Source organism: Desulfosalsimonas sp., assembly GCF_055149105.1.
The window spans coordinates 1-24198 of sequence record NZ_JBSRLA010000056.1 but is presented as its reverse complement, the minus strand read 5'-3'; the positions used below and the strand labels follow the sequence as shown (position 1 = coordinate 24198).

At 57.0% G+C, this 24198-nt stretch carries 17 protein-coding genes and 1 riboswitch; of the genes, 3 read left to right on the top strand and 14 right to left on the bottom strand.

All coding sequences use genetic code 11. From position 1 onward, the window contains the following. Positions 1–106: 106 nt before the first annotated feature. Together ACTCIA_RS12955 and ACTCIA_RS12950 are read right to left on the bottom strand one after the other, a co-directional pair. Entirely contained in the window at positions 107–2080 is a 1974-nt protein-coding gene (locus ACTCIA_RS12955; protein WP_463002230.1) for a TonB-dependent receptor, read from the bottom strand. A gap of 92 nt (positions 2081–2172) precedes the next feature. Next, a riboswitch (cobalamin riboswitch) is annotated at positions 2173–2361 on the bottom strand. A 142-nt stretch (positions 2362–2503) separates the two neighbouring features. Further along, positions 2504–4414 carry an aldehyde ferredoxin oxidoreductase family protein gene (locus ACTCIA_RS12950; RefSeq protein ID WP_463002229.1) on the bottom strand — a complete coding sequence of 637 codons (1911 nt, stop codon included), beginning with the start codon at positions 4412–4414 and terminating at the stop codon, positions 2504–2506. 164 nt (positions 4415–4578) lie between these two features. Between ACTCIA_RS12950 and ACTCIA_RS12945 the strand changes: the two genes are divergently transcribed. Genes ACTCIA_RS12945 through ACTCIA_RS12935 form a run of 3 tightly spaced genes read left to right on the top strand, consistent with a single transcriptional unit; the run spans position 4579 to position 7606 of the window. Next, entirely contained in the window at positions 4579–5736 is a 1158-nt protein-coding gene (locus ACTCIA_RS12945; RefSeq protein ID WP_463002228.1) for an iron-containing alcohol dehydrogenase, read from the top strand. Further along, positions 5733–6338 carry a hypothetical protein gene (locus ACTCIA_RS12940; RefSeq protein WP_463002227.1) on the top strand — a complete coding sequence of 202 codons (606 nt, stop codon included), beginning with the start codon at positions 5733–5735 and terminating at the stop codon, positions 6336–6338. Before ACTCIA_RS12945 ends, ACTCIA_RS12940 begins: the two co-directional genes overlap by 4 nt. 20 nt (positions 6339–6358) lie before the next feature. Next, positions 6359–7606, top strand: a complete 1248-nt coding sequence (locus tag ACTCIA_RS12935; protein ID WP_463002226.1) for an iron-containing alcohol dehydrogenase — start codon at positions 6359–6361, stop codon at positions 7604–7606. Between the two features lie 58 nt (positions 7607–7664). On the opposite strand, the gene ACTCIA_RS12930 is transcribed toward ACTCIA_RS12935, so the two are convergent. From ACTCIA_RS12930 to ACTCIA_RS12875, 12 genes are all read right to left on the bottom strand, one after another. Continuing rightward, on the bottom strand, positions 7665–8531 hold the full coding sequence (locus tag ACTCIA_RS12930) for a nitroreductase family protein (protein WP_463002225.1): 867 nt from the start codon (positions 8529–8531) through the stop codon (positions 7665–7667). Positions 8532–8680: 149 nt separating this feature from the next. Further along, positions 8681–9046 (bottom strand): hypothetical protein, encoded by a 366-nt coding sequence (locus ACTCIA_RS12925; protein WP_463002224.1) that lies wholly within the window; start codon positions 9044–9046, stop codon positions 8681–8683. Positions 9047–9230: 184 nt separating this feature from the next. Then, on the bottom strand, positions 9231–10931 hold the full coding sequence (locus ACTCIA_RS12920; RefSeq protein ID WP_463002223.1) for a sensor domain-containing diguanylate cyclase: 1701 nt from the start codon (positions 10929–10931) through the stop codon (positions 9231–9233). An 86-nt stretch (positions 10932–11017) separates the two neighbouring features. Beyond that, on the bottom strand, positions 11018–12016 hold the full coding sequence (locus ACTCIA_RS12915; RefSeq protein ID WP_463002222.1) for a radical SAM protein: 999 nt from the start codon (positions 12014–12016) through the stop codon (positions 11018–11020). After that, on the bottom strand, positions 12013–12516 hold the full coding sequence (locus tag ACTCIA_RS12910; RefSeq protein ID WP_463002221.1) for a cyclic nucleotide-binding domain-containing protein: 504 nt from the start codon (positions 12514–12516) through the stop codon (positions 12013–12015). The genes ACTCIA_RS12915 and ACTCIA_RS12910 overlap by 4 nt, the downstream gene beginning before the upstream one ends. 14 nt (positions 12517–12530) lie before the next feature. Then, entirely contained in the window at positions 12531–13952 is a 1422-nt protein-coding gene (gene purF / locus ACTCIA_RS12905; RefSeq protein ID WP_463002220.1) for an amidophosphoribosyltransferase, read from the bottom strand. 15 nt (positions 13953–13967) lie between these two features. Next, on the bottom strand, positions 13968–17192 hold the full coding sequence (carB, locus tag ACTCIA_RS12900; protein ID WP_463002219.1) for a carbamoyl-phosphate synthase large subunit: 3225 nt from the start codon (positions 17190–17192) through the stop codon (positions 13968–13970). A gap of 24 nt (positions 17193–17216) precedes the next feature. Then, positions 17217–18353, bottom strand: a complete 1137-nt coding sequence (gene carA, locus ACTCIA_RS12895) for a glutamine-hydrolyzing carbamoyl-phosphate synthase small subunit (protein ID WP_463002218.1) — start codon at positions 18351–18353, stop codon at positions 17217–17219. Positions 18354–18551: 198 nt separating this feature from the next. After that, the gene (locus ACTCIA_RS12890) at positions 18552–20936 is read right to left on the bottom strand and encodes an FAD-dependent oxidoreductase (RefSeq protein WP_463002217.1); all 2385 of its coding nucleotides are present in this window, start codon (positions 20934–20936) and stop codon (positions 18552–18554) included. Positions 20937–21110: 174 nt separating this feature from the next. Next, positions 21111–22745, bottom strand: coding sequence for a glutamate synthase-related protein (locus ACTCIA_RS12885; RefSeq protein ID WP_463002216.1), 1635 nt, complete (start codon positions 22743–22745; stop codon positions 21111–21113). Beyond that, a complete protein-coding gene (locus ACTCIA_RS12880; RefSeq protein ID WP_463002215.1) occupies positions 22709–23839 on the bottom strand; it encodes a class II glutamine amidotransferase domain-containing protein in 1131 nt (376 codons plus the stop codon). Before ACTCIA_RS12880 ends, ACTCIA_RS12885 begins: the two co-directional genes overlap by 37 nt. A 116-nt stretch (positions 23840–23955) precedes the next feature. Continuing rightward, on the bottom strand, positions 23956–24198 hold a 243-nt coding region (locus tag ACTCIA_RS12875; protein ID WP_463002214.1), incomplete at its 5' end, for a hypothetical protein.

Genomic DNA, 24198 nt, shown 5'->3' with positions numbered 1-24198 from the left:
TATCTGTTTTCTCTGCTATAATCAGGTTTCAAAATCCGTTCTTTTCGCTTCAAAAAGCCAATAAGCTGATTAGATTAGTAGTAACCGTGAATTGCTGCTGCAATAGTTAAAACCGCACCTCATACCCAATTTTAAAAAACCGGGGCATTCCGTAATATACATAGTTGTCTGTGTCCTTGTTGCCGTTGATCTCAACCTCCTGATCAAACACGTTATCAATGCCGAACGTGAGATATCCTTTGGGCAGTTTGTATTTTCCGTTGATGTCCAGTGTCGAAATATCATCCAGGGCATCCGGACGGCTGGTGACATAATTGAAATTCAGGGCAAGGCTGAACATGCCGCCGTCATATGCCGCGCCCACAGAGGAGCTGAATTTGGGGCCGGTTTGGTATTGACTGCCGTCGGGATCCTCGGCAACAGGGTCGCACCATGTGCCCGAAGAATAAAAGGAAATCCGGCTCGACCAGCTATCCCGGCCATGAAAAGGGAAAAGGTCAATATTCCAGTCAACGCCAAGGCTTTCATAGGTGCCGGCGTTAAAGTATTCATACGGGTAGCCGCCGCCTTTATAGGATTCAATCTTGTCCTTGTAATCCATGAAAAACCCGGACAACCGGATCTTGCTCCATGCGTTTGTAAACTTGACCCCTGTGTCGTAAGTCCAGCCCTTTTCCGGGGTCAGCTCCGGGTTGCCTTTCAGCAGCCAGGAATCATAGTACAAATTGTTAAAAGAAGGCGCCCTGAAGGCTTTTGCTGCATTGGCAAACAGATTCACGGATTGTGTCAGCTGGAAATTAAGACCCAGACTGGGAGTGAATTCATCCTGGTCTTCACCGGCGGCGTCCGCATAAATCAATTGCTCCCGCATGCCCAGATCGATTTTCAGCCGCTGGAAAAACCGCTTGGTAATAATGGCAAACACGGCAACGTCATTGCGGTAATGATATCCATATCCGGTTTCAAAATTGGCAGCGCGGTGAATATATTCAAAGCCGGTTTTGACTTCAGCACTCAGGAAATCAAATTTGCAGTCTGTTGATAAACCGGTATTAAAATGCTTGTTTTTACTGATCCCGTCCAGAATTTTATAAGGTTGGTATTCGTAGGTTTTTCTTTCTTCATCCCCGTATTTGTAAAATGCTTTGAATCTTGCATTTTCCGTCTCATAGCGCAGGTTGGTAAAAATTTCATACTGCTCCTGTTCATTGGTGTCGATTCTCTGACCGGTTGTGGCGTCATATGTTTCATAGCCGGAATCCACGTAACTGGCCAGGCCGTCAAAATATAAATTTTCCGCGATATTGGCGTTTACGCTGGCTGAATACCGGTGAAGCGGTCTGGTATCGCTGTATTCCTTATCCGCAAAGTCATCATTGCGCCGAATTGAATTCATATGCTGATAATCAAACCCCACATTCACCCCCGGCCCGAGGTATTGCAGATGATGGTTGTGATAGCCGTAATCCCCGAATTCCACGGATGCCTTTGTCTGCCTGTGGCCGGAATTTTTTTTGGTGATGATATTGATGGCTCCGCTCATGGCATCGGCTCCGTACTGAATGGAAGATGCCCCTTTCATGACTTCAACCCGTTCAATATTTTCAAGGGAAAAATGGGATAATTCATAATTTTTGTTTCCGGAATTTTGAATCGGCATGCCATTGATCAGGACCAACTCGCCGCCCTCCACTCCGCGAATCGACAGCGAACTGCCCATCCCGGCTTTTACGCCCATGGGGGAATAGCCCTGAAATGAAAACCCGCCGATCCGGCTCAGTGCGTCAATGACGTTGTTGCCGCCGGTGCGCTTTAATTCCGAGGCTGAAAAAGACTGAATAAATTGAGGGCTTTCTTTTTCCGGAGAAGGAAACCGCTCAGATGTGACCACAATATCCTCCATGACTGTGGTGTTGTGAGCGGATCGCGCATTTGCGGAATTTTGCGTGCAGATGCATAAAATGAAAAAACAGAGAATCAATAACAATTTTTTGCCCATGGTGCCTCCTTTACCGTTGTCAATGGAAATGCCGCAGCAGCCGGTCTTGTCATGGAGAAACCTGGGCATATGCGTTTTCAATAAAAAAATCCCGGATCGTATACACGATCCGGGATTTCCCTTTTTTATCCGCAGAATCCGCCCGGGGCACAACGTTGCCGGCGCAGTCAAACCCCTTATGGTTATTCAGACAGGTCTTCTGACTTGCGGATCAATCTACTTGCTGCGCCTTCCCGTTCATAAAAACAGTGGCAGTTCTGCAGCTTTCGTCCCCGTTTACAGCCGCGGGCCGGTCCCTGACTCACACAGGGTTCCCTCCTGGCAGGCTCCTGTAAAACAACGTTTCGAAAAACACTTTATAAAAGCCGGCGCCAGGGTCGCATTGCGAGCATCCGAATAATTGTCCACATTTAAATACAATGGCAAAACCCTGTCAAGGGTCATGTTTATAATCGATATGCTGTATTTTTTTACTGAGCTTACAAAAACAGAGAGTTGCAAACTTCAAAAAATATCTTCCGCGTCTTTTTCCCGGCCCGAATGCCGGGGCTCAATTCCCAGCCGGCGAAGGGTTTCCGGGCGGGGCACGCCGTTTGGGTCATATCCCCGCAGCCGGTAATATTTCTGCAGCATGGCCTCCAGGGGAACCGTGCTTTGGTCGGCATCACAGGCCCGCCCCTCGGTGAGCAGGCGCAGCGGAAGGCTATCGTCTTTTCTGGAAATGCCTTCCCGGGTGTTCATATAGCGCTCCAGCACATGGACCCGTTCTCCGGCCTTGTAAAAATCCCGCATGCCCTGGTAGGGCACATAGCGGCTGCCCATAATGGCATGCCACAGCTCCGGATAAAGGCTGACATCCATTAAATTCAGCGCCAGCCGGGAAAAGTTCTGATTGAGCAGCCGGATGACAAACTTGGGTGAAAAACGAATCAGGGGCGGCTCCAGGAATACGGCAAAGGAGGTAAACAAACACACGTGCAGGCAGTTAATGGCGCAAAAGACATCTTCCATGAACTTGACCATGTAGGGTTTCCAGCGCACAGCCCGGGGCTCGGCCATTCCCAGGATCACCTCCAGGCCCACCATGTAGGATGACAGATGGCAGCCGCCCCGGTTGGCCGTGGCATAGGAAAGCCCCTGGCCGACAGAACCCCGGGGATCATAGCCGGGCAGTTCCATTCCCTTGACATGCATGGCAAAATCCTCCCCCCCGTATTTCCGGGCCGCGGCAGCAGAGCCCAGGGCCAAATCCCGCCCCAAACCCCGGCGCATTGCCATATCCGTTATCATTCCGGAAATTTTATCAGCGGCTCCGAATTTCAGATCTGTTTCCAGCAGTCCCTTTTGACCGGCTTCCATGGCCCAGGCCAGGGTCCCGCCCGTGGAAATGGTATCCATGCCGTAATGGCTGCACAATTCATTAAAATCGGAAACCGCTTCCGGGTCAAAGATCTCCAGGTTGGCGCCCAGCAGGGTCATGGTCTCATATTCGGGCACATGCCGTTTTTCCCCCCGAATGGTGCCCCGGTGGCCGCAGAGAATGGCGCAGGGTTTACAGGTGTCATGCTTTGTGTCAAACCGCTCGGCCATGGCCTCGCCGGAGAGTTTGCGGGCGCTGCCGTGACTGCCGCCGGTAAAATTGCGCACCGGCAGGATTCCGGCGGCATTGCCGGTATTGAGATTGGCATTGGTGCCGTAATCCCGGAAAGCGCCGGCTGTGACGCCATTTCTGTGGATATATTTGAAAAACAGGCGATTGGCTTTATCAAAGCGTTTTTTGTCCGCCGGCACAATCTTGTATTCTTTTCCCTTTGCCACAATGCCCTTGAGATTTTTGACCCCCAGCACCGTGCCCATGCCGCCCCGTCCCAAAAAACGGTGGCCGGAGCGGATATTGGCAAACCGCACCCGGTTTTCCCCGGCCGGCCCGATGACCAGGGCACCGGCACCGTCCTGCAAAAGCGCCTTTTCCGCATCCGCCGTTCCTGTTCCCCAAAGGTCATCTGCGGGCACAAACACGGCACCGCCGGCATCCACCCGCAAATAGACCGGGGATTTTGCCCGGCCGGAAATCACCATGGCATCCCACCCGGAAGTCTTTAACGCCATGCCAAAGGGACCGCCGCAGGAGCTGCTGGCCATCAGGCCCGTAAGCGGCGATTTGGTCACGGCCTCAAACCGTCCGGAGCAGGCTGCGCCCGTGCCCATAAACACCCCGGTTGCCAGGACAAACAAATTCTCCGGTCCCAGGGGATCAATGCCTGGGGCCATCCGGTCATAAATCAGCTTCAGGGCAATGCCTTTGCCGCCCAGATATTGTTGCCGGTCTGTATCACTGATGTAAGAAACACCAAACGTCTGACGCGTTAAATCCACTTCCAGTACCCGGTTGCTGGTTCCTGTGATCTCCTGCATGCAAGCCTCCCTGCCTTCCTGTTTGAACAGCAATGGATATACATTCTGGTTCGTTTATGATAGGAAATTGTTTATTAAATTATAAAAAAAAACAAGCTCAATCAACAATTGCCCAGGGCCCGCAACGCTTCCCGGTCATCCACCAACGGAGCAGGAGTGAAGAAATGCCCCAGTTTGACTACGCGTTTCTCAGTCATCCCAAAATCATCTCCGGTGCCTGCAGCCTGGAAAACATCCCGGCCGAACTTGCAGCCAACAACGCCTGCAAGCCCCTGATTATCACCGACCGGCCGGCGGTGGCCCAAAAACCGGACCGGTTCCTGATCCGGGCATTTGACGATTCCGACTGTCTGATCGGCGCCGTGTTTAACCGGTTGGAAAATTATGCCGGCATCAGCCTGGCATGGCAGGCCGCAGACATTTTTGTCCGCCGGGGCTGCGATGCATTGATCGCACTTGGCGGCCCCTTGTCCGCGGACCTGGCCCGGGCCGTCAATATCCTGGTTTCTGAAAACACCCCGGATCTTTCGGCTTTTTTCAAGGGCGCGGCCCTAAACAAAAAATTATACCCATTTGTGCTGGTGCCTGCCGGGGATTTGCACGGCACCGGCGCCGGCAACACCCTGATTCTGGATTATCAGCGTTTTTGCTCGGAATTTCTTGCCCCGGATGTCATCGTGCTGGACAAACGCATGCTCCGTGGACAGCCGGCGCCTCAAACGGCCCAAAGCGCAGCCATTGCCGCAGACAACGCATGGAGCGCCCTTGCCGGGCCCAATCCCGGCCCAATCCGGGACGCGTTTGTCCATACCGCCCTCCGGCTTTTAAACCAGAACATAGACGCCGCCCTGGCAGCGCCGGGCCGGGACAAGCCCTGCCTGGCCATGGCCAACGCAGCCGTGATTGCCGCCATTGCCGCTGCCAACGCCGCACCGGGAATTGTGCGCGTGGTTTCAGAAGAACTGGCCCGGATGACCCGCATCCGAAGGGGTGTATTTACCGGCCTTCTGGCGCCTGCAGCCCTGGAAAAATCCCTGGAGCAAAACGGCCCGCCCAGGCCCGAACTGCTGCTGGCCGTGGCCGGCATGGAATCCTATGCGGCCACCCCGGAAAAACAGCGGCCCGCCAGGGGCGCAGATATGCTCAAAGCCCTGTTTGACAAAATTCAAAACTCCCTGGGCCAAAGCCTGGAATCTTTGCAAATCCCTTTTTACCAAATCCGGCAGGCCTGTGAAAACGCTGCATCCAGGCCGGATGCCGGAATAACCGCCGCCGAGGCGCTGGATCTGGCCGGCCGGGCCTGGAAAGGAGCACCCGAATGAACCGTTTTACCCCGTTTTCAACCGCCCCGGCCGACCTTGGCCACTATCCGGAGATCCGCCCGAAAACCAGTTATTTCCGGAAAACCTACATTGCTGTCATGCTGCTGGTGGTGGGCCGGGGACTTGAAGCCGCTGCCAGGGTGGATCCGACAGTACGGCGCATTTTTCAGCACCTGCCCGACGGATTCTGTCTTTGCCTGGGCGTGGGGCCGGCAGGCCCATGGATGATCGCCAAAAAGGACAAAAAAGGCCGCCTCCGGTATCTGGGCTGGCGGCGCCGGGCAGCCAGGGCCCACCTGCGCCTGGCCATCAAAAACCTGGCCTCGGCCATGCGGGTGTTCACCTTTCAGGAATCCACGGCCCAGGCCTTTAACTACGACCGGTTCACGGTGGAAGGCAGCCTGCCACAGGCCCTGGCGTTTATGCGGGCCCTGGACCGGGTGGAGGTCTATCTGCTGCCAAAAGTTATTGCCCGGCTGGCTGTCAAACGCTATCCGGGCAGCTCGGAACTGCCGGGCTGGAAAAAGCATCTCAACCGCATCCGGATCTATTTGCGCGCCTTTTTTCCGGACCTGATCCGGGTGATTTACAAAAACATTTAAAAACCGGGAAAGGAATCGCCATGATCCTGCCGGAATTTTATGATTTCTGCGGCCGGGCCAAGATCGTCTCGGGGGAAAACGCCCTTGAAAAAATACCGGCGCTGCTTGCCGGACTGGACGCCGGCCGACCGCTGATCATCACGGATCCCGGGGTGGAAAACGCCGGGCTCGTGGATGTGGTCAAACAGGCCATGGCCCCCGGCCTGGAATCCGCACCGGTTTACAGCGATGTTCCCGTGGATTCCGACTACCATGTGGTAGACCAAATCGCCGGCGTGTACAGGGAAAACCAATGCGACGCCATCATTGCCGTGGGCGGCGGCTCGGTGATTGACACGGCCAAGGGTGTGAACATCGTGGTCTCGCTGGGCGGCAAAACCCTGCTGGACTACCAGGGAGCCGGTGCGGTGCGCAAAAAACTCAATCCTTTGGTGATTCTGCCCACCACCGCAGGCACGGGATCAGAAATGACCCTGGTGGCCGTGATCGCCGATCCGGAACGCCGGGAGAAAATGCTCTTTGTCTCCTATTTTCTCCTGCCGGACCTTGCCGTGCTCGATGCCCGCATGACCCGGACCCTGCCGGATTTTATCACAGCGGCAACAGCCATGGACGCCCTGTCCCACGCCTGCGAGGCCTGGTACTGCATGGAAAAAAACCCCCTAAGCGATACCCTGGCGTTTCAGGCCATTGGCCTGATCAGCCAAAACCTGCTTTATGTGATCAAAAACCCCGAAGACACACAGGCCCGCCTGGCCCTGGCCAATGCCTCCACCCTGGCCGGGGCGGCATTTTCCAACTCCATGGTGGGAATGGTGCACAATCTCGGCCATGCCACAGGCGCGGTGTGCCACGTGCCCCACGGAAATTGTATGGCGGTTTTGCTGCCCTACGGCCTGGAATACAACCTACACCGCAGGAACGAAATCATCGGCCAGCTGCTGTTGCCCCTGGCCGGGCCGGAAACCTATGCCGCAACACCCCGGAACCAACGGGCCGAAAAAGCAATCACTTTGATCCGGCAGTTTAACCAGGATCTGCATGATGCCATTGGCGGGCGCCATCCCCGGTTTCTATCAGAAATCCGGGACCGCGACGGCCGGCGCCTGGTGGAAAAAAACATGCTGCCCGAGATTGCGGAAAAAGCCTTAAGCGACGGGGCACGGGTGCCCAACCCCGAGGAACTGCTGGCAGATGATGCGCATATGGTGCTCGAATATGCCTGGGAAGGCACACCCCTGGACCGGACAAAAATCAAAACCGGGTAAGCCCGGTTTTACAAAACCACTTGCATAGACATCCGGAAGATGGGCCAACTTTTTCCAGCTACCTGACCCAGTCAACGGGCCTGGGCCTGCGGGAAGGGGTTCTGGCATATGTATGGGCCGGATAGCCCAAGGTCAGGCAGGCATAGGCCCTGCGGCCCCGGGGAAGGGATGCAAGCTTTCGAAGAGCCGGGAAAATTTTCAGGGCCAGGGTCACAAATCCGATATAACAGGTGCCCAGGCCCCGGGCATGGGCGTGGTTCATGATATTGGCCGCCGCGATATTGCTGTTTTCGCAGTGAAACCGCCCCTTTTTGGGCGCATGCACCAAAATCAGCACCGGCGCATTGTGCAAAATCAGATCCCGGCCGGCTGCCTGCTGCTCAAGATACCAGGGCATGGGCTCCATGTAGCGCTCCAGGTCATTTCCCGGTGCAAGCTTTTGAAGGGTCTTGTAGACGAGCTTTCCCAAACCTTTTCGGCTGTGACGGTACGCCTTTGCCCCGATGCCGAAAACGGCTGCGGAAAGGGCCTGTAAAACATCTTTGTTTGTGATCACCGTAAAGGCCACATCCTGCTTGTTGCTGGCTGTGGGACTCCAGGCGCACAGACCCAGGATGTCTTCAATAACCGCATCCGGCACCCTGTCGGCCTTATACCGGCGGATGCTTCTGCGGCTGCGCACAATCCCGACAAACACCTCCGGGTTCAGGCGCTTTTTGTCCACCGGCCGGGTCTGTGCAAAATCGATCCCGTCATGGACAATGGCGTCTTTGGGGCATACCGCAACACAATGGCCGCACAGACTGCAAAATCCGGGTGCCGCGGGTTCGGGACAGCCCTTGACTTGCCGCCAGACCCCGGCCACACAGTCTTTGACACAAAGCCCGCACAAATTGCAGTGCTCTTCAACTCTTGCGATTCTCAACTTTCCGGCTCCGTTTCACCAATGGGGGTTTCGGGCAAAGCTTATGCTGTGAGGGGGGATTGTAGCAGATGACAGGATGGGTGACAAAAAAGCAACCAAAAATCGAAAAGCATCCGGGCGGAAAATGGGTTGGCGGACCCGGTGCCGGATCAGTGGGTTCTTTTCCATAGATGGCGGACCTTGGTCCTTCTGTCATCCCAGGTGGAACCCACGAAATATTTCCAGTCCGGGGTAAAATAGACACTGCCACCATTGGTCAGATGAACTTTCTTGAGGTGCTTGTAATACTCAATGCCGCCGCGGACAGTAGTGACTTTTTTCACCCGGCGGACTTTCTGATTCCACCAGGTGCCGTTTTTCAAATAGGCCTCTTCATAAGTCTTCCCGTTAAGGTCCAGCACCCGTGCCTTCTTGCCGTCGGAATGCATGTAAATCATGCTACCTGCCCAGGCCGTAGACGCAAGCAGGCCAAAACATAAAATCACTGCAGACAATATCCAAACACTTTTTTTCACCTGTTTTCTCCTTTCATTTTCATCTTTTCAGCAAGAGATCAACATAGGTCCGCCAACCCCGGGGAATAAAAATATCGTCCTGATCCAACTCGAAAAATTACTTATACACATTGCTATTACCCTTTTTAAGCAAATCAATCAAGCTTTTTTCCGGCCAGTCAGAAGCAATAAACAAGGACCGAACTCAGGCGTTCCACATGCGCGCGGTGTTTTTTCCCGCTGCCTTGGCCCTGTACATGGCCCGGTCAGCGCGCTCCAGCAAATCCTGGGGCATGAGGCCGGCCTCGTACCGGGCAACGCCGATGCTTACAGTCACATGAATCTTGACTCCCGGCCGGGGCACCACCGGATGCTGGCCAAAGGCCAGCCGGATGCGTTCGGCCACCTCCATGGCCCGGGCTCCGTCCGCGCCCGGCATGATCACGGCGAACTCCTCGCCGCCGTAGCGGCATGCCAAATCAGCCTGCCGCACGTGGGCCCGGATGGTGTCTCCCAGACGGGTTAACACCTGGTCGCCCTGGATATGGCCGTATTGATCATTGAACTGCTTGAAATCATCCACATCCAGCATGAGAAGCGACAGCGGCTGGCGCAGGTTTTCGGCCTTCTGGATTTCCGGGCCGATATGGGCCCGGAAAAACCGCGAATTGTGCAGCCCGGTCAGGGCATCTGTAAAGGCCAGGTCCATGGCGCGGCGCTCATTTCCCACAGCTTCTTCGCGCTCCCGGCGAAGGGTGCGGATCCGGTCGGCCAGGGCGAACGACAAGAGCACCGCCTCAACTGCAGAACCGATCTGGTAGCTGTGAAAACCCATGGTGGTAAAGGAAATCATGCCGCTGTAAGTCAGGGCAAAAATCAGGGTCCCGGCGGCATAGATGCTCCAGGCCAGCAAATAATAGCGGGCCGGACCGAAACCCTGCCGCCAGACCATGACCGCGGCGGCAATCAGCACAAACGGGGCGGCGGTGCCCAGAATACTGAAAAAGGTGGCCAGCAGGGAAAACCGGAGCAAAAAGGACAGGCCGGCCAGCAGGGCCCCCAGCACAATCAGGGCCTGAATGATAAGATCCATGCGCGGTGCGTTTTTTCTGGTTTCAAGAAAATAGCGGGTAAACACCCCGGCGGTAATAAAAACCAGGGACAGGAAAAACAGGGTCATCCGGGTGTCCAAAGCCCGCCTGCCCGCAAACATATACTCCAGAGTCAGGCCGTTTAGGCCGAAAAAATAAAGCAGCACACAAAACATGTAGGCCACATAATAAAGATAGGCCCTGTCCCGGAGGGAGAGAAACAGAAAAAGGTTATACATGGCCATGGCCAAAATAATGCCATAATAAATCCCGTAACCTGTGGCAGCGGCGCGCTGATACGACAAAAACGCCCCGTCTGTATAAAGCTTCATGGGCAGGGTGAGCACCCCCTGGCTGACAAACCGGGCGTATATGGTCCAGGAATCGGATTTTTCATCCGCAAACGCCCAGGCCTCAAAGGTCCGGTCGCCCGGGCTGCGGCCCAGAACCATTTCACCGGGATTTTCGCGGAGTTGGCGGAGCCGCACGGTTGCCAGATAAGGCCACCCCACATGCAGCACCCAGCCGTTTGGCAGCCGGCCTTCAAAGGCAAAACATACCCAGACAGCCGCATCCGTAAGCCCCAGATGCGGGACACCCGGGCCCGCGGGCAAGAACTCTTCAGAAACCGGTGCTGATACCACCTGCTCGATTGTCCGGATATGCTCCGCGTCCCTGAGAATTTTCAAATGCCCGGAAAGATCCACCTGATCGGCGCCGGCGGGGATGGAAACAGGGGCGGGATGGTCATGCTGACGGGCAAAAGCCGCAGAGGCCGGCAAAACCTGGCCTGAATGCGCAAAAATCCATATCATGCAAACCCATGCAAATGATCGGACATATTTTAACAAAGACATGACCGGATACCATAAAGCGCACAAAAAAATACAGCAGGGATTTTTCAGCCAGCGGGAATTTCTTCCTTGAGCAGACAGCAGGCGATCTTCCACCTGGGCCGGCCCTGGTCGTCATAGTCAATGTTGCCGCCCTGGACAAGCTTGTTGATCACACACCCCTCGGCGATATCAAGGCGGAACAGATCCGCCTCGTTGATTTTCGGGGCGGGAAAAAGACCCTGGTCGTTGATCTGAAGGCTGTGCAGGGCAAAATCCTCGCACAGCGGACACTGATAAACCCGGCCGTTGGGAAAAACAAAATAATTCTCCGCCACCCTGCCCGCGCATTCAAAAACCTCGTCGGGCTCCAGAAACACTTTCGGATAAGTCACGGCAATTCCGCTTTTTGCAACCCTTTGGGCAACAGGGACCACATTTTGCTCCCACTGCTGACGGGTAAGCTGCAGGGCGTCACCGCCGGCCTGCGCAGACCGCCCCCGAATCCCGATGACCTGGATAAAAAAGCGGTGAACACCCAGATCCGATAGCACCTCCGGCATGTCGGCGAGTTCGTGGAGATTTTTCCGGCTCACGGTATAGATCACGCTTACGCCAAAGCCCTTTTCCACGGCCCGGCGGATACCGCGGGTGCAGGCGGCATAACAGCCCGCGCCCCGGATTTGATCGTTTGTGGCCGGCGTGGCCCCGTCCAGGCTGAAACTGAAATAATCCACGTCCTCCGGGGTCACTTGATCCAGGATATCATGAAACACGTATCCGTTGGTATCAATGGTAACCGAGGCATAGCCCATCTGCCGGGCGGCAGTGACAATTTGTGCAAGTTCGGGGTGAAGGGTGGGCTCTCCGCCCAGAAGAATCAGATTGGCGGCCTTGCCGGGTTTTTGGAAAAACCAAAGCCATTTGCGGGCAGTATCTGCAGGCAGTGTGGCATCTCCGTGTTGGGCCGGATTGATGTAGCAGTGAGCGCACTTGAGGTTGCAGCGGGTGGTGATGTGGAAAAACACGTTTACCGCGTTTTTGGAAAAGGATACGGTCTGTTTCATTTTATCTGGTCTGCGAGCTCCTTTTTGGCGCGAAACAGCTCATCATTGGTGGCCCGCAGCCGGATGGACATGTACTCGGCAAAAATCCGGTACAGCAGGAGCAAAAAATCAATGCGCTCGTCATGGTCGTCTGAATCCGACAGCCGACCCTTTGCGGAAGTATCCACGCACAAACAAAGCGTATCGCCCACGGCATAAACCGAGGCGGATCGCACCAGGCTGTCGACAATGCGCATTTCACCGAAAATCTCGCCCACATCCCGGATATGGCCGATTTCCACGCCCTGTTTTTCGATTTTCAGGGTTCCTGAAAGCAGGAAATAAAGCCAGGGATCGTTGTCCCCCTCCCGGATGATGAGCTCTCCGTCTTCATACTGCCGGATCTTGCTGAGCCGCAGCAGCTTGGCCAGATTCCGGGTCTCAAAGTCCTTTAACCCCGGAATGGCCATGAGCCGCTGAATGTTTTGCACATTGTCCTTGAGGTACTTGGATTCAATCATCTGCCAAACCCCGGTTAAATTTCCATGCACTCCTTTGTCAGGGACTGGTCGAACAATACCGGATAACATCCGTCAAAGCAAGCCTTGCAAAAATGATTTTCCGGCTCCGCCACTCCGGTGGAGGCCAGAAGCCCTTCCAGGCTCAGGTAATGAAGGCTGTCCAGGCACAGAAAATCCCGCAGCTCGGACACGGTCTTGCTCGCGGCGATCAGTTCCCCCTTGGTGGAAAAATCAATGCCGTAATGACAGGGATTTATGTGCGGCGGGCAGCTGATGCGCATGTGGACCCGATTCACACCGAGTTCCCGCAGGGCCTTGACCCGGGTCCGGGCCGTGGTGCCCCGGATAATGGAGTCTTCAATGATAATGATGTCTTTTCCCGCAAGCAGTTCCTTGACCGGATTCAATTTCATGCGCACCCCGAAGTCCCGCATGCTCTGGCTGGGCTGGATAAAGGTGCGGCCCACGTAGTGATTGCGGATCATGCCCAGGTCAAAGGGGATGCCGGATTGCTCGGCATATCCCAGGGCCGCGTAATTGCCCGAATCCGGAAAGGGCATGACCAGATCAGCCTCCACGGGGGCTTCTTTGGCCAGCTGCCGGCCGTGGGCCTTGCGGGTGAGATAGACGTTTTTTCCGTATATGGTGCTGTCTGGCCGGGCAAAATAAATGTATTCGAAAATGCAGAAAGTCCGGGAAGTGCGCTGGTGGGGAAAAAGGCTTCGCACGCCGGTATCGTCGATGATCACAATCTCGCCGGGCTCCAGCTCGCGCACGAATTCCGCCTCCAGCAGGTCCAGGGCGCAGGACTCCGAGGCCAGCACATAACGGCCGTGGAGCCGGCCGAGACACAGGGGCCGGAACCCGTTGGGGTCCTTTATGCCCACCACCTCGCCGCGACTTGTGAGCACCACAAAACAGTAGGCCCCCTGAAGCCGGGTCACGCTGTTGACCAAGGCTTGCTCAAACCCGTGCCTGAGGTTTTTGACAAACAGGTGAAGAAATACTTCGCTGTCCATGGTGGTCTGGAAAATCGAGCCGTCTTCTTCCAGCTCCTGTTTTAAGGTATGCGCATTGACCAAGTTTCCGTTGTGGGCCACACCGTAGGACCGGCCCCTGTGGTTGACCACAAAGGGCTGGGCGTTTGCCAGCACGGAACCGCCGGTGGTGGAGTAGCGGACATGACCGATGGCGCTGCACTCGCAGGCCAGCCGGTCCAGGATGGCATCGTCAAAAACATCATGGACCAGGCCCATGCCCTTGTGAAAGTCGATGTGTTCATCATGGACAACGGCGATGCCGGCGCTTTCCTGGCCCCGGTGCTGAAGGGCGTATAAGCCGAAGTAGACCAGACGGGCGGACTCGGGATGCCTGTGAATGCCGAAAATGCCGCAGGCTTCCCGCGGCCGGGCCTCGATGGAATCAGAAGGATTCATTTCATAACTTGCCTTTCAGTGATGATAATCCTGCAGCGCTGCAACAGACAGCGCTTTTTGGTTTAACGCGGCAATGCCCAGTCCCATGGCCCGGGCACAGGCAATGGTGGTGGCATAAGGGATGTTAAACTTCAGGGCGGCCCGGCGGATCATGTAGCCATCCCGCCGGGTGCGGTCGCCGGTTCCGGTATTGATCACCAGCTGGATCTCACGGTTCATGATGGCGTCAACCACGTGCGGCCGGCCGGCTGAGACCTTGTTGATTGCCCGGGCGGAGATTTTGTTCTGCTCAAAAAACCGGCATGTGCCCCGGGTGGCCAAAATCTCAAAACCGATATCCGCCAGTTGCCGGGCCACGGGTAAAACAGCGTCTTTATCACTGTCCTGTACGCTGATAAACACCGCACCGCTTCCGGGCAGATGCTGTCCTGCGGCAATCTGGCTTTTGGCATAAGCCCGGCCGAAATCCGCGTCAATGCCCATGACCTCTCCGGTGGATTTCATTTCCGGGCCCAGGAGGGTGTCGGCTTCCGGAAACCGGTCAAAGGGCAGCACCGCTTCCTTGACCGAAACGTGCTGCGGGTGCACCTGTTTTGTGAACCCGAGGTCTGCAAGGCTGTGGCCGGTCATCACCTTTGTGGCAATCCGGGCCAGGGGCACGCCCGTGGCCTTGCTCACAAAGGGCACCGTGCGCGATGCCCGCGGGTTGACCTCCAGCACATACAAACGCCCGTCCTTGATGGCATACTGGACGTTCATCAGGCCGATGACGTTTAGCTCCTTTGCCATGGCACAGGTGGCTGCAGCGATCTGATCGATTTCCCCGGATTTCAGGGAATATGGCGGCAGCACGCAGGCCGAATCACCGGAATGGACCCCCGCGGCCTCAATGTGTTCCATGATTCCGCCGATCACGGTGATCTGCCCGTCGGATACCGCATCCACATCCACTTCCACGGCATCTTCGAGAAACTTGTCAATGAGCACCGGGTACTCCGGGGAGGCCACTATGGCCAGGCGGGTGTAGTTTTCCATTTCCTGGTCATTGTAGACGATTTTCATGCCCCGGCCGCCGAGCACGTAAGACGGCCGCACGATCACGGGATAGCCGATGCGCGCGGCTTCGGCCATGGCTTCTTCCACGGACCGGGCCGTGCCGTTGGGCGGCTGCATGAGCCCGAGCTTGTTTAGCATGGCCTGGAAATGCTTGCGGTCTTCTGCCTGCTCGATGTTCTCCGGGCTGGTACCGATAATCGGGACCCCGGCATCCATAAGGGAAAGGGCCAGGTTCAGGGGGGTCTGCCCGCCAAACTGGACGATCACCCCGTCGGGCTTTTCGGTTTCCACGATATGCAGCACGTCTTCATGGGTCAGGGGCTCGAAATAGAGCTTGTCCGAGGTGTCATAGTCCGTGGACACGGTCTCCGGGTTGGAATTGACCATGATGCTTTCAATGCCCAGCTCCTTTAAGGCAAAGGAGGCGTGCACGCAGCAGTAGTCAAACTCGATTCCCTGGCCGATGCGGTTGGGCCCGCCGCCCAGGATCATGATTTTTCTGCCCTCTGAGATCCGGGCCTCGTCTTCCTGCTCATAGGTGGAGTAATAATACGGGGTGGCGGCCTCAAACTCGGCCGCGCAGGTATCGACCAGCTTGTAGACCGGCCGCAGGCCGGCGGATTTTCGCATATCCCGGATTCTGCCGGCGCCCAGGCCGGTGAGATAACCGATCTGAAAATCGGAAAAACCGTATTTCTTGGCTTTTTCCAGTGTTTCCGAAGAAATCCGGGCCCCGGCCGCGGCCATCTGCTTTTCGGTTTCGGCAAGCCGGGCAAACTGGTGCAGAAACCACGGGTCAATGCCGGTGAGCTCGTAAATGGTTTCAAGGGGCACATCCGCGATCAATGCCTGGTGCAGGTAAAAAACCCGCCTGCTGGTGGGCCGGGCCAGCATCTGCTCGATTTCTGAAACCGAAAGGAGCGGGCTCTGGCCATCCTCCTCGTCTTTTCCATCGCCTCCGAATCCGTACCGGCCGGTTTCAAGAGACCGCAGGCCCTTTTGCATGGCTTCGGTAAATGTCCGGCCGATGGCCATGGTCTCGCCCACAGAACGCATGGAGGTGGTCAGCTCGTCTTTTGCCTCGGGAAATTTTTCAAAGGTCCAGCGCGGGATTTTCACCACGCAGTAATCCAGGGCCGGCTCAAACGAGGCAACGGTTTTGCCGGTAATGTCATTTGGGATTTCATCCAGGGTGTAGCCCACGGCCAGCTTGGCGGCAATCTTTGCGATGGGAAAGCCCGTGGCCTTGGAGGCCAGGGCCGATGAGCGCGACACCCGGGGGTTCATCTCCACCACGATCAGCTCGCCGTCATCCGGGTTGACCGCGAACTGCACGTTGGATCCGCCGGTGTCCACCCCGATTTCGCGCAAAATGGCAATGGCGGCATCGCGCATAACCTGGTATTCCACATCAGTCAGGGTCTGGGCCGGTGCCACGGTAATGCTGTCTCCGGTATGAACGCCCATGGGATCCACGTTTTCAATGGAGCAGACAATGACCACGTTGTCATTTTTATCGCGCATCACCTCAAGTTCATATTCCTTCCAGCCCAGAACCGATTCCTCGATCATGACCTGGTTGATCATGCTGGCATCCAGGCCGGCCGAAGCGATGTTTTCCAGATCATCGGGATTGTAGGCCACCCCGCCGCCGGTGCCGCCCAGGGTGAAGGCGGGGCGGATAATCACGGGATAGCCGATGTCTGCGGCAAATCCCCGGGCGGCCTCCATGTTGGTGGCAATGCCGCTTCTGGGAATCCTGAGATTGATCTTTTCCATGGCCCGGCAGAACCGGTCCCGGTCTTCTGCCTTGTGGATGGCATCTAAGCGGGCGCCGATCATCTCCACGCCGTATTTTTCCAAAACCCCGGCTTCTGCCACGGCCACGGCGGTGTTCAACCCCGTCTGCCCCCCGAGGGTTGGCAGAATGGCATCGGGCCGTTCTTTTTCAATGATCATTTCCACGGTTTTGGGGGTGATGGGCTCCACATAGGTGCGGTCCGCGGTTTCCGGGTCGGTCATGATGGTGGCCGGGTTGGAATTGACCAGGATCACCTCGTAGCCTTCCTCTTTCAAGGCCTTGCATGCCTGGGTGCCGGAATAGTCGAACTCGCAGGCCTGGCTGATGATAATCGGCCCTGCGCCGATGATCAGGATCTTGTGAATGTCGGTGCGTTTCGGCATAAAAAGTCCGTATTCGGGTGCGGGTTATTGATTGTCCTGGATCATGCGGACAAAATCGTCAAACAGGTAGCCGGCGTCATGGGGGCCGGGTGCGGCCTCTGGATGGTACTGGACCGTAAACAAAGGGTATTGCCGGTGGGAAAACCCCTCCAGGGTCTGATCGTTTAAGTTCATATGAGTGATATCCACGGCATTGGCGTCCAGGGTGTCGGGATCCACGGCAAAACCGTGGTTCTGGGAAGTAATTTCCACCTTGCCGGTGCCCAGGTGCTGCACCGGCTGATTGACCCCGTGATGGCCGAACTTGAGCTTAAAAGTCCTGGCCCCAAGAGCCTGGCCCAGAAGCTGAATCCCCAGGCAGATGCCAAACATCGGCTTATACCCGATCAACTGCCTGGCGGTTTCAACAGCATAGGAAAGGGGTGCGGGATCACCGGGCCCGTTGGACAAAAACACCCCGTCCGGGGCAAGTTTTTTGACCGCATCGGCCGGGGTATCTGCGGGCAGCACCAGAACCTGGCACCCGGCGTTTTCAAGACAGCGCAGAATATTGTATTTTACCCCGTAGTCCAGGGCAACCACCCGGAAACCGTCGGTTTTGGCTCCCCAAACCCGCTGATCCGGGCCGGTCACGTCACAGGCAACCGGTCTGTTGTTTTTCCAGAAATAGGGTTTTCTGGCTGTTACATGCTGTACCAGATCCCGGCCTTCCATGGGCGGGATCTGCCGGGCCCGGGCGCTCAAGGATTGCGGGTCTGTGTCATGGGTGGAAACAAATGCGCGCATGGCCCCGGCCTGCCGGATATGACGGGTCAGGGCCCGGGTATCGAGTTCATCCACGCCCATGACCCCGTGGGCCCTGAGATAATCCGCAAGGCTTTGGTCAGCCCGGAAATTGCTGTATTGGTCCTGGTATTCCCGGATCACAAAGGCGGCCACCTGCACCCGGTCCGACTCGATATCCTCGGCATTGACCCCGTAGTTGCCCACCAGGGGATAGGTCATGGTCACCATCTGCCCGCGGTAGGAAGGGTCTGTGAGAATCTCCTGGTAACCGGTCATACCGGTGTTAAACACCACCTCCCCCGAGGCCTCACCGGGTCCCGTGAAACTGCGGCAGGCAAATGCCCGCCCGTCTTCTAATGCCAGCAATGCTTTCATAGGGTTCAACGTTTACCGTTCAAAGTTCTGGGTTTAACATGGATGTCCGGGCAAAATCCCGCAATTTTACGCATATGCCCGCAAAATCATCCAAAAATTAACTCTCAGCCGGGTAGCCGGATACAATAACACGGCAGCCCGGCCGGAGCAAATGGTTTTGGCAGAAAAATATATCCGCTGTTTTATTAGCTGTTTTTCTTACAGGGGATCGTTTTCCCGCATGCCCCAGACCCCGCAGGGACAGGCCCCGGCACAGAATCCGCATCCAATGCACAGATCCGGGTCCACCACGTACTCATAATCCTTGCCTTGTAACTGCTTCCTGGAAATGGCCCCGCGCGGGCAGATATTTTCGCAGATCCCGCAGTCCCGGCAGGCACCGCAGGACGCACAGGCAGACCCGCACTGTTCCGTGCCGGAAAATGAGCTGATCCTGGGGTCAAAATATTCCAGGGAGACCCGGGCCGTGTCGATCACCCGGGCTTGTCCGCCGGAGCCCGCGGCTGTGCCGGGATCGGCCACTGCTTTAAAATCCGTTCCCGGATCAAGGGGCCGCTTTCCTTGGGCCATTTCTTTGATGGCCGCAGCCGCCTTTCGTCCCGCGCCAATGGCGTCGGTGAGCAGCCCGGGCCGGACAATGTCGCCGATGGCAAAAATCTTTGGATCCGTGGTCTGAAAATATTCATTGACCCGCACAAACCCCTTTTCCAGGCTTACCGAGTCAGGCAGAAAATCCGTGTCCGGCACATCGCCGATGGAGATCACAACCGTGTCTGCGGCCAGGACCTCGCCGGATTCCAGCACCACGCCCTGCCCCGTGATTTCACGGGTAAAGCATGGCCAGCGGAATTGCGCACCCGCGGCCTCTGCATGCTCCCGCTCCTTTCCAAAGGATGCCGGCTTTTGCACGTCAATAAGGGTGATATCCCCGGCCCCCAGCCGGCGGGCTTCCACAGCCGCATCACAGCCCACATTGCCGGCACCGATAATCACCACTTTTTTGCCCGGATCAATGGCATTGTTTTTTGCCCGGGCCAGAAAATCATTTGCGGCAATCATGCGTTCCTTTCCGGGAACCGGAAGGGTGCGCGGCCTTGTGGCCCCGGCTGCGATGACCACAAAATCATAATCGGCTTTCAACTGTTCCACATCGTCTTTGCCCAGCTTCTGCTGCAGGTGCGCATGGGGCAGCACTTCCCGGATCCGGGAAAGCTCGGCTTCCAGCACATCCGCCGGTATTCGGGAGCCGGGAATCAATTGGCGCATCTTGCCGCCGAGGTTTTCCGACATGTCATAGATCACCGGGTCATGGCCGGCCTGCCGTAGCTGCCAGGCAATGGATATGCCTGCGGGCCCGCCGCCCACCACAGCGGCTTTTTTCCCGGTAACCGGCGGCAGCTCCGGGTTTTTGGCGGCAATGCTGGCCCGGCCCAGGTGCGTGACATCCACCGGGTGCATGTCGGCCGAATGCCGGGTGCAGGACTGCATGCAAAGGTTCGGACAGAGGTATCCGCATACAGATGCGGGAAACGGCGTGTAGGCCAGGGCCATGTCCACGGCCTCGTCCATTCGGCCTTCGCGCACCAGCCGCCACCTGTCATGCACCGGTATGCCCGTGGGACAAGTGGCCTCGCACGGCGGGGCATACACGCGGTTTTCCCACACCGGCACAAACCGGCGCAGGCTGCCGGTGACAATCACCGGAATCGGGCTCATGTCCGCGTCCGTGAGATCGCCCACCAGGCCCCCGGCGCCCAGTTCCCGGTTCCACACCGACTCGCGGAACTCGGAAATCGACCGGGTCTTTCGCACCACCTTGTCCATGGCGCTTCTGGCGGCAATGAGCTGCCAGCGCTCACGCTCGGCCAGTTGATCATAGAGGTCCATGCGGCCGATGGCCTCCAGAAAGCGCCGCAGGTTTTGTTCCAGCCACTGCCAGTCCGTGTCTGTGATGGCAGCGAGCCTGGCATCGCTTTTGCTGTATCCGCCGTGGGGTCCCCTGAAAAAAACCCGGCCGCTGACCATACCCACAAGAGGGCGGTATCCCAGGATATTTTCCGGGGTTTGGGCGTCAATGCCGCAGATCACGGCAACACCGCCGGCCATGAATTCGCCGAAATAATCACCCGCTGATCCCAGCACCCACAGTTCCGGAGGGGCAAACCTGGGGTTTTGCTTGGTCATGGTCATGCCCCGGGAACCGATGCTGCCGGCCACATAAACCTTTCCCTGGGCCATGGCATTGGCCACGCCGTTTGCCGCATGACCGTGCACCACAATTTCTGCCCCGGCATTGAGCCAGCCCACGTCATCGGAGGCCGGGCCCATGTTTTCAATCCGGGTATTGGCAAATCCCATGGAACCCAGGCGCTGGCCGGAGTGTCCCGTAACCCGGATTTCCAGGGGCTTGTCCCCGGCGCGCCACAGCCGGCCGCCAATGCCGTGCTGGCCGCATGCCTGCACCTCGATTTTCCGGTGGCCTTTTGCCACCGCCTCCTGGAGCTGTTCCTCCAGGACCCGGGATTCAAGCCGGATATCGTCCTGCCGGCCGGATATCGAATAATAGCGTTGCTGGTCGTCCATCTTCTGCCTCACAATCCTTATGCTCGCGCAAAAAGTCTGATTTTAGATGGCGCCGTAAAAAGTTCAAGATCAAAGCTTGCGCGATTGCCGAAGAATGCAGCGTACTTATCCGTACGTGAAATTCTGAGGAATCGCGCGTAACGCAGATATTGAACTTTTTACGGCGCCATCAATCTAAACAACGTATTGGATCTGGAGCCGGTCCGCGGCTGCCTTATCTGCAATGCCCAAAGCGTCTGACATGCCAATGGGAAGGGTGGTGGACCGGCCCAGCGGGGCAACGATCTTTCTTAGCTCCGTGTCAAAGGAAACATACATGTCCACCACGCGCTGGGCCACGTCCTCGGCATCCAGCCGGCGATAAAGCCGGGGGTCCTGGGAGGTGATTCCCTTGGGGCACAGCCCGATGTTGCAGATATTGCACCGCCGGGTCTCGGAGCCCAGGCAGCCGGCCGCGGCCTGCATCACGTATTTGCCCACCTGCACCCCGCTTGCCCCGAGCATGATCAGGGCTGCGGCATTGGCCGCCAGGTTGCCGTTTTTGCCGATTCCCCCGCCGGCAAAAAGCGGAATTTCGTTCTGCTGGCCCAGCTTCACCAGGTTGAGGTAGCAGTCCCGCAGGCAGCTGGCAATGGGATGGCCCATGTGGTCCAAAGACACGTTATAGGCCGCCCCGGTGCCCCCGTCTTCGCCGTCAATGGCAAGACCTGCGGCATAGGGGTTCCGGCTGAGGTTGTTTAGCACCGCAAGCGAGGTGGAAGTCCCCGAAATCTTGGGATACACCGGCACCCGGAATCCCCAGGCCATGCTCATGGACTGGATCATCTTGGCCACGGCCTCCTCGATGGAATACTTGGTCTGGTGGGTGGGCGGGCTCGGCAGGCTCACCCCCTTTGGCACCCCGCGGATGGCGGCAATCAGATCATTGACCTTGTGCCACATGAGCAACCCGCCGTCTCCGGGCTTGGCCCCCTGGCCGTACTTGATCTCAACAGCGCAGGGATCCACCTTCATCTCGGGAATGGCGTGGATGATTTCATCCCAGCCGAAATACCCGGATGCGATCTGGAGGATCACATAGCGCAGAAACCGTGAGCGAAGCAGCCTTGGCGGACATCCGCCCTCCCCGGTGCTGATGCGCACGGGCATGCCCATTTCCTCGTTTAAATAGGCAACGCCCATCTGCAGCCCCTCCCACATGGGCGGGGAGAGCGCACCAAATGACATGCCGCCGATAATCAGCGGATAGATCTCGCGAACCGGCGGAACCCAGCCGTGCTCCCGCACCCGCCTCATGTTTTCCTCCGGCGGCAGTATCCGACCGAGCAGGGCGCGCATTTCAAACTCATGACGGCCCGCATCCAGGGCCGGGTCGGTAAGCATGGAGATCCGGGTAAACTTGATCTGATCCAGCACCCCGGCCGGCGCGTTTCTCCGCCCGCCCCGGCGCTCGGCCTGGCCGCCCCGGTTTAGATGAAACCTGAGCTTATCCGCCTCATCATTGTGATACGGCATGATGGCGTCATTGGGACAGACCATGGCGCACATGCCGCAGCCCACGCAGTGATAGGCCGGATCCGTGCGCTGGCGGATGCCGTGGTAGACCTTGTAGACGTTGCCCGGCTGGGTGGCGGCATTGATATCCACCTCCACGATCCGCTTGCGAAACACCCCCAGCTCAATGGCGTTGACCGGACAAGCGGCCGTGCACTGGCCGCAAAGGGTGCATTTGTCCCGGCTCCAGTCAATCTGCCAGGGCAGGTCCTTGAGGCTTAGTGTAGACGGGGTAATCTTTGCATTTGCTTGCATATTTGAACCTCCCGGCGGTCGGGTCGAACAACCGCCGTATCCAGGTGCATGGGTTGAAAATCCGTGTGTTTGTCCCGGCCGGGCAGGACATAATCCAGGCCGCAGACCTCGGAGGAAAAGACCCAGGTGCCGGACTGGCCGCCCACGACCCCGGGCCGCAGCTTTTTGCGGTCCTGGGTCATGAACATGGTGTTGTCCGGCAGCAGGCCGATGACGCAGTTGGGCCCGTCAATGATGAGCTTTCTGCAGGTGCGCTTTAAATGGGTCAGAAAATCGCCGTTGGGGTGCGACTCCAGATCCCCGTCCTGCAGGGGCGTGATCACGTGCTTGTAGGCCTCCACGCCGAGTCCCAGATGTTTGAGGGTATAGTGAAGGATATGGACAAACACCTCGGAATCGGAATAAAATCCTGTGTATCCGGGCTCGCCCCGGGATTTGAGATATTCCCGGATGGGCACAAAAGCGGTGTTTTCCCCGTTTGTCATGGTGGAAAACCCCTGGATGAAAAACGGATGGCAGGCATACAGATCAATGGCGTAATTGGTGTTCTGCCGGCCCTGGGCCATGATGATCCGGGCGTTTAGCTTTTCGTTTCCCAGTTCCAGGTATTTTCCCACGGTCAGGGGATCGCCGATTTCCTTGATCATGATGGTATCCGGCCAGAAGGAGAACACGATCATGTCCTGGTTTTCCCTGCCCATTTCCTGGAGGGCCAGGCGGATGTTGACCAGCCGGGCCTCTTTTTCCGCCCGGTCCATGTCGGCCCATTCCTCTGGATATTCATATGCCCGGATCAGGTACATGTCGCGTTTGGGCACTCCCTGCGGCGGCACCTTGGGGATCTTGATGGAAATCTTGTACTTGGTGAGAAAGCCCAGGTTGATCATATAACCGTCCAGACGCCGGATCCCGGGCTCCGTGAAAATACCCGACAAAATGGGCTCGTCTTTCATCTCCTCCAGGGGCCCGCCCAGATCCCGGAGACAAAGCCCCACCCCGGAGCCGTCATGGCCCTCGCGCATGACATCCAGGGCGTTTAAGGCGGTCATGGGAGACTGCGGCGTATCACTGGTAATGGCGATTAAGCGACACATGCTTGTATTGCTCCTGAATAGAATTCGTTGAAATGCGCCTCTGCGGCAGATTCAGCCGCGCGTTTTGCGCTGCGCTGTCAAAAACACCCGGAACTGAACCAGCACCGGGCGCTTAATTAACAAGCAATATTTATACCAAAAAACATCAACCAACCCTCGAAGATTGAACCCTTCAGGAAGGAAGCCCTGGGGCCGGCGCCGGTTTTTTCGCTCCTGACCGTTTCCGGGTTTCTTCCATCCAGCCCCGTGCAATTTGAAATTTTACTCGCTCCGGCATTGGCTGAATTTATCCCGGAAACGCTCAATGTCGCTTCACAAACCGACCCCGCCCCCGGGCTTCCTTGGAAGGGTTCTTGCCG

What these genes read in the sequence shown, in the direction of transcription:
- ACTCIA_RS12950 (WP_463002229.1), bottom strand. Translation starts at nt 4,414, where the DNA reads ATGCAGGAGATCACAGGAACCAGCAACCGGGTACTGGAAGTGGATTTA.
- ACTCIA_RS12945 (WP_463002228.1), top strand. Translation starts at nt 4,579, where the DNA reads ATGCCCCAGTTTGACTACGCGTTTCTCAGTCATCCCAAAATCATCTCC.
- ACTCIA_RS12940 (WP_463002227.1), top strand. Translation starts at nt 5,733, where the DNA reads ATGAACCGTTTTACCCCGTTTTCAACCGCCCCGGCCGACCTTGGCCAC.
- ACTCIA_RS12935 (WP_463002226.1), top strand. Translation starts at nt 6,359, where the DNA reads ATGATCCTGCCGGAATTTTATGATTTCTGCGGCCGGGCCAAGATCGTC.
- ACTCIA_RS12920 (WP_463002223.1), bottom strand. Translation starts at nt 10,931, where the DNA reads ATGATATGGATTTTTGCGCATTCAGGCCAGGTTTTGCCGGCCTCTGCG.
- ACTCIA_RS12915 (WP_463002222.1), bottom strand. Translation starts at nt 12,016, where the DNA reads ATGAAACAGACCGTATCCTTTTCCAAAAACGCGGTAAACGTGTTTTTC.
- ACTCIA_RS12910 (WP_463002221.1), bottom strand. Translation starts at nt 12,516, where the DNA reads ATGATTGAATCCAAGTACCTCAAGGACAATGTGCAAAACATTCAGCGG.
- purF (WP_463002220.1), bottom strand. Translation starts at nt 13,952, where the DNA reads ATGAATCCTTCTGATTCCATCGAGGCCCGGCCGCGGGAAGCCTGCGGC.
- carB (WP_463002219.1), bottom strand. Translation starts at nt 17,192, where the DNA reads ATGCCGAAACGCACCGACATTCACAAGATCCTGATCATCGGCGCAGGG.
- carA (WP_463002218.1), bottom strand. Translation starts at nt 18,353, where the DNA reads ATGAAAGCATTGCTGGCATTAGAAGACGGGCGGGCATTTGCCTGCCGC.
- ACTCIA_RS12890 (WP_463002217.1), bottom strand. Translation starts at nt 20,936, where the DNA reads ATGGACGACCAGCAACGCTATTATTCGATATCCGGCCGGCAGGACGAT.
- ACTCIA_RS12885 (WP_463002216.1), bottom strand. Translation starts at nt 22,745, where the DNA reads ATGCAAGCAAATGCAAAGATTACCCCGTCTACACTAAGCCTCAAGGAC.
- ACTCIA_RS12880 (WP_463002215.1), bottom strand. Translation starts at nt 23,839, where the DNA reads ATGTGTCGCTTAATCGCCATTACCAGTGATACGCCGCAGTCTCCCATG.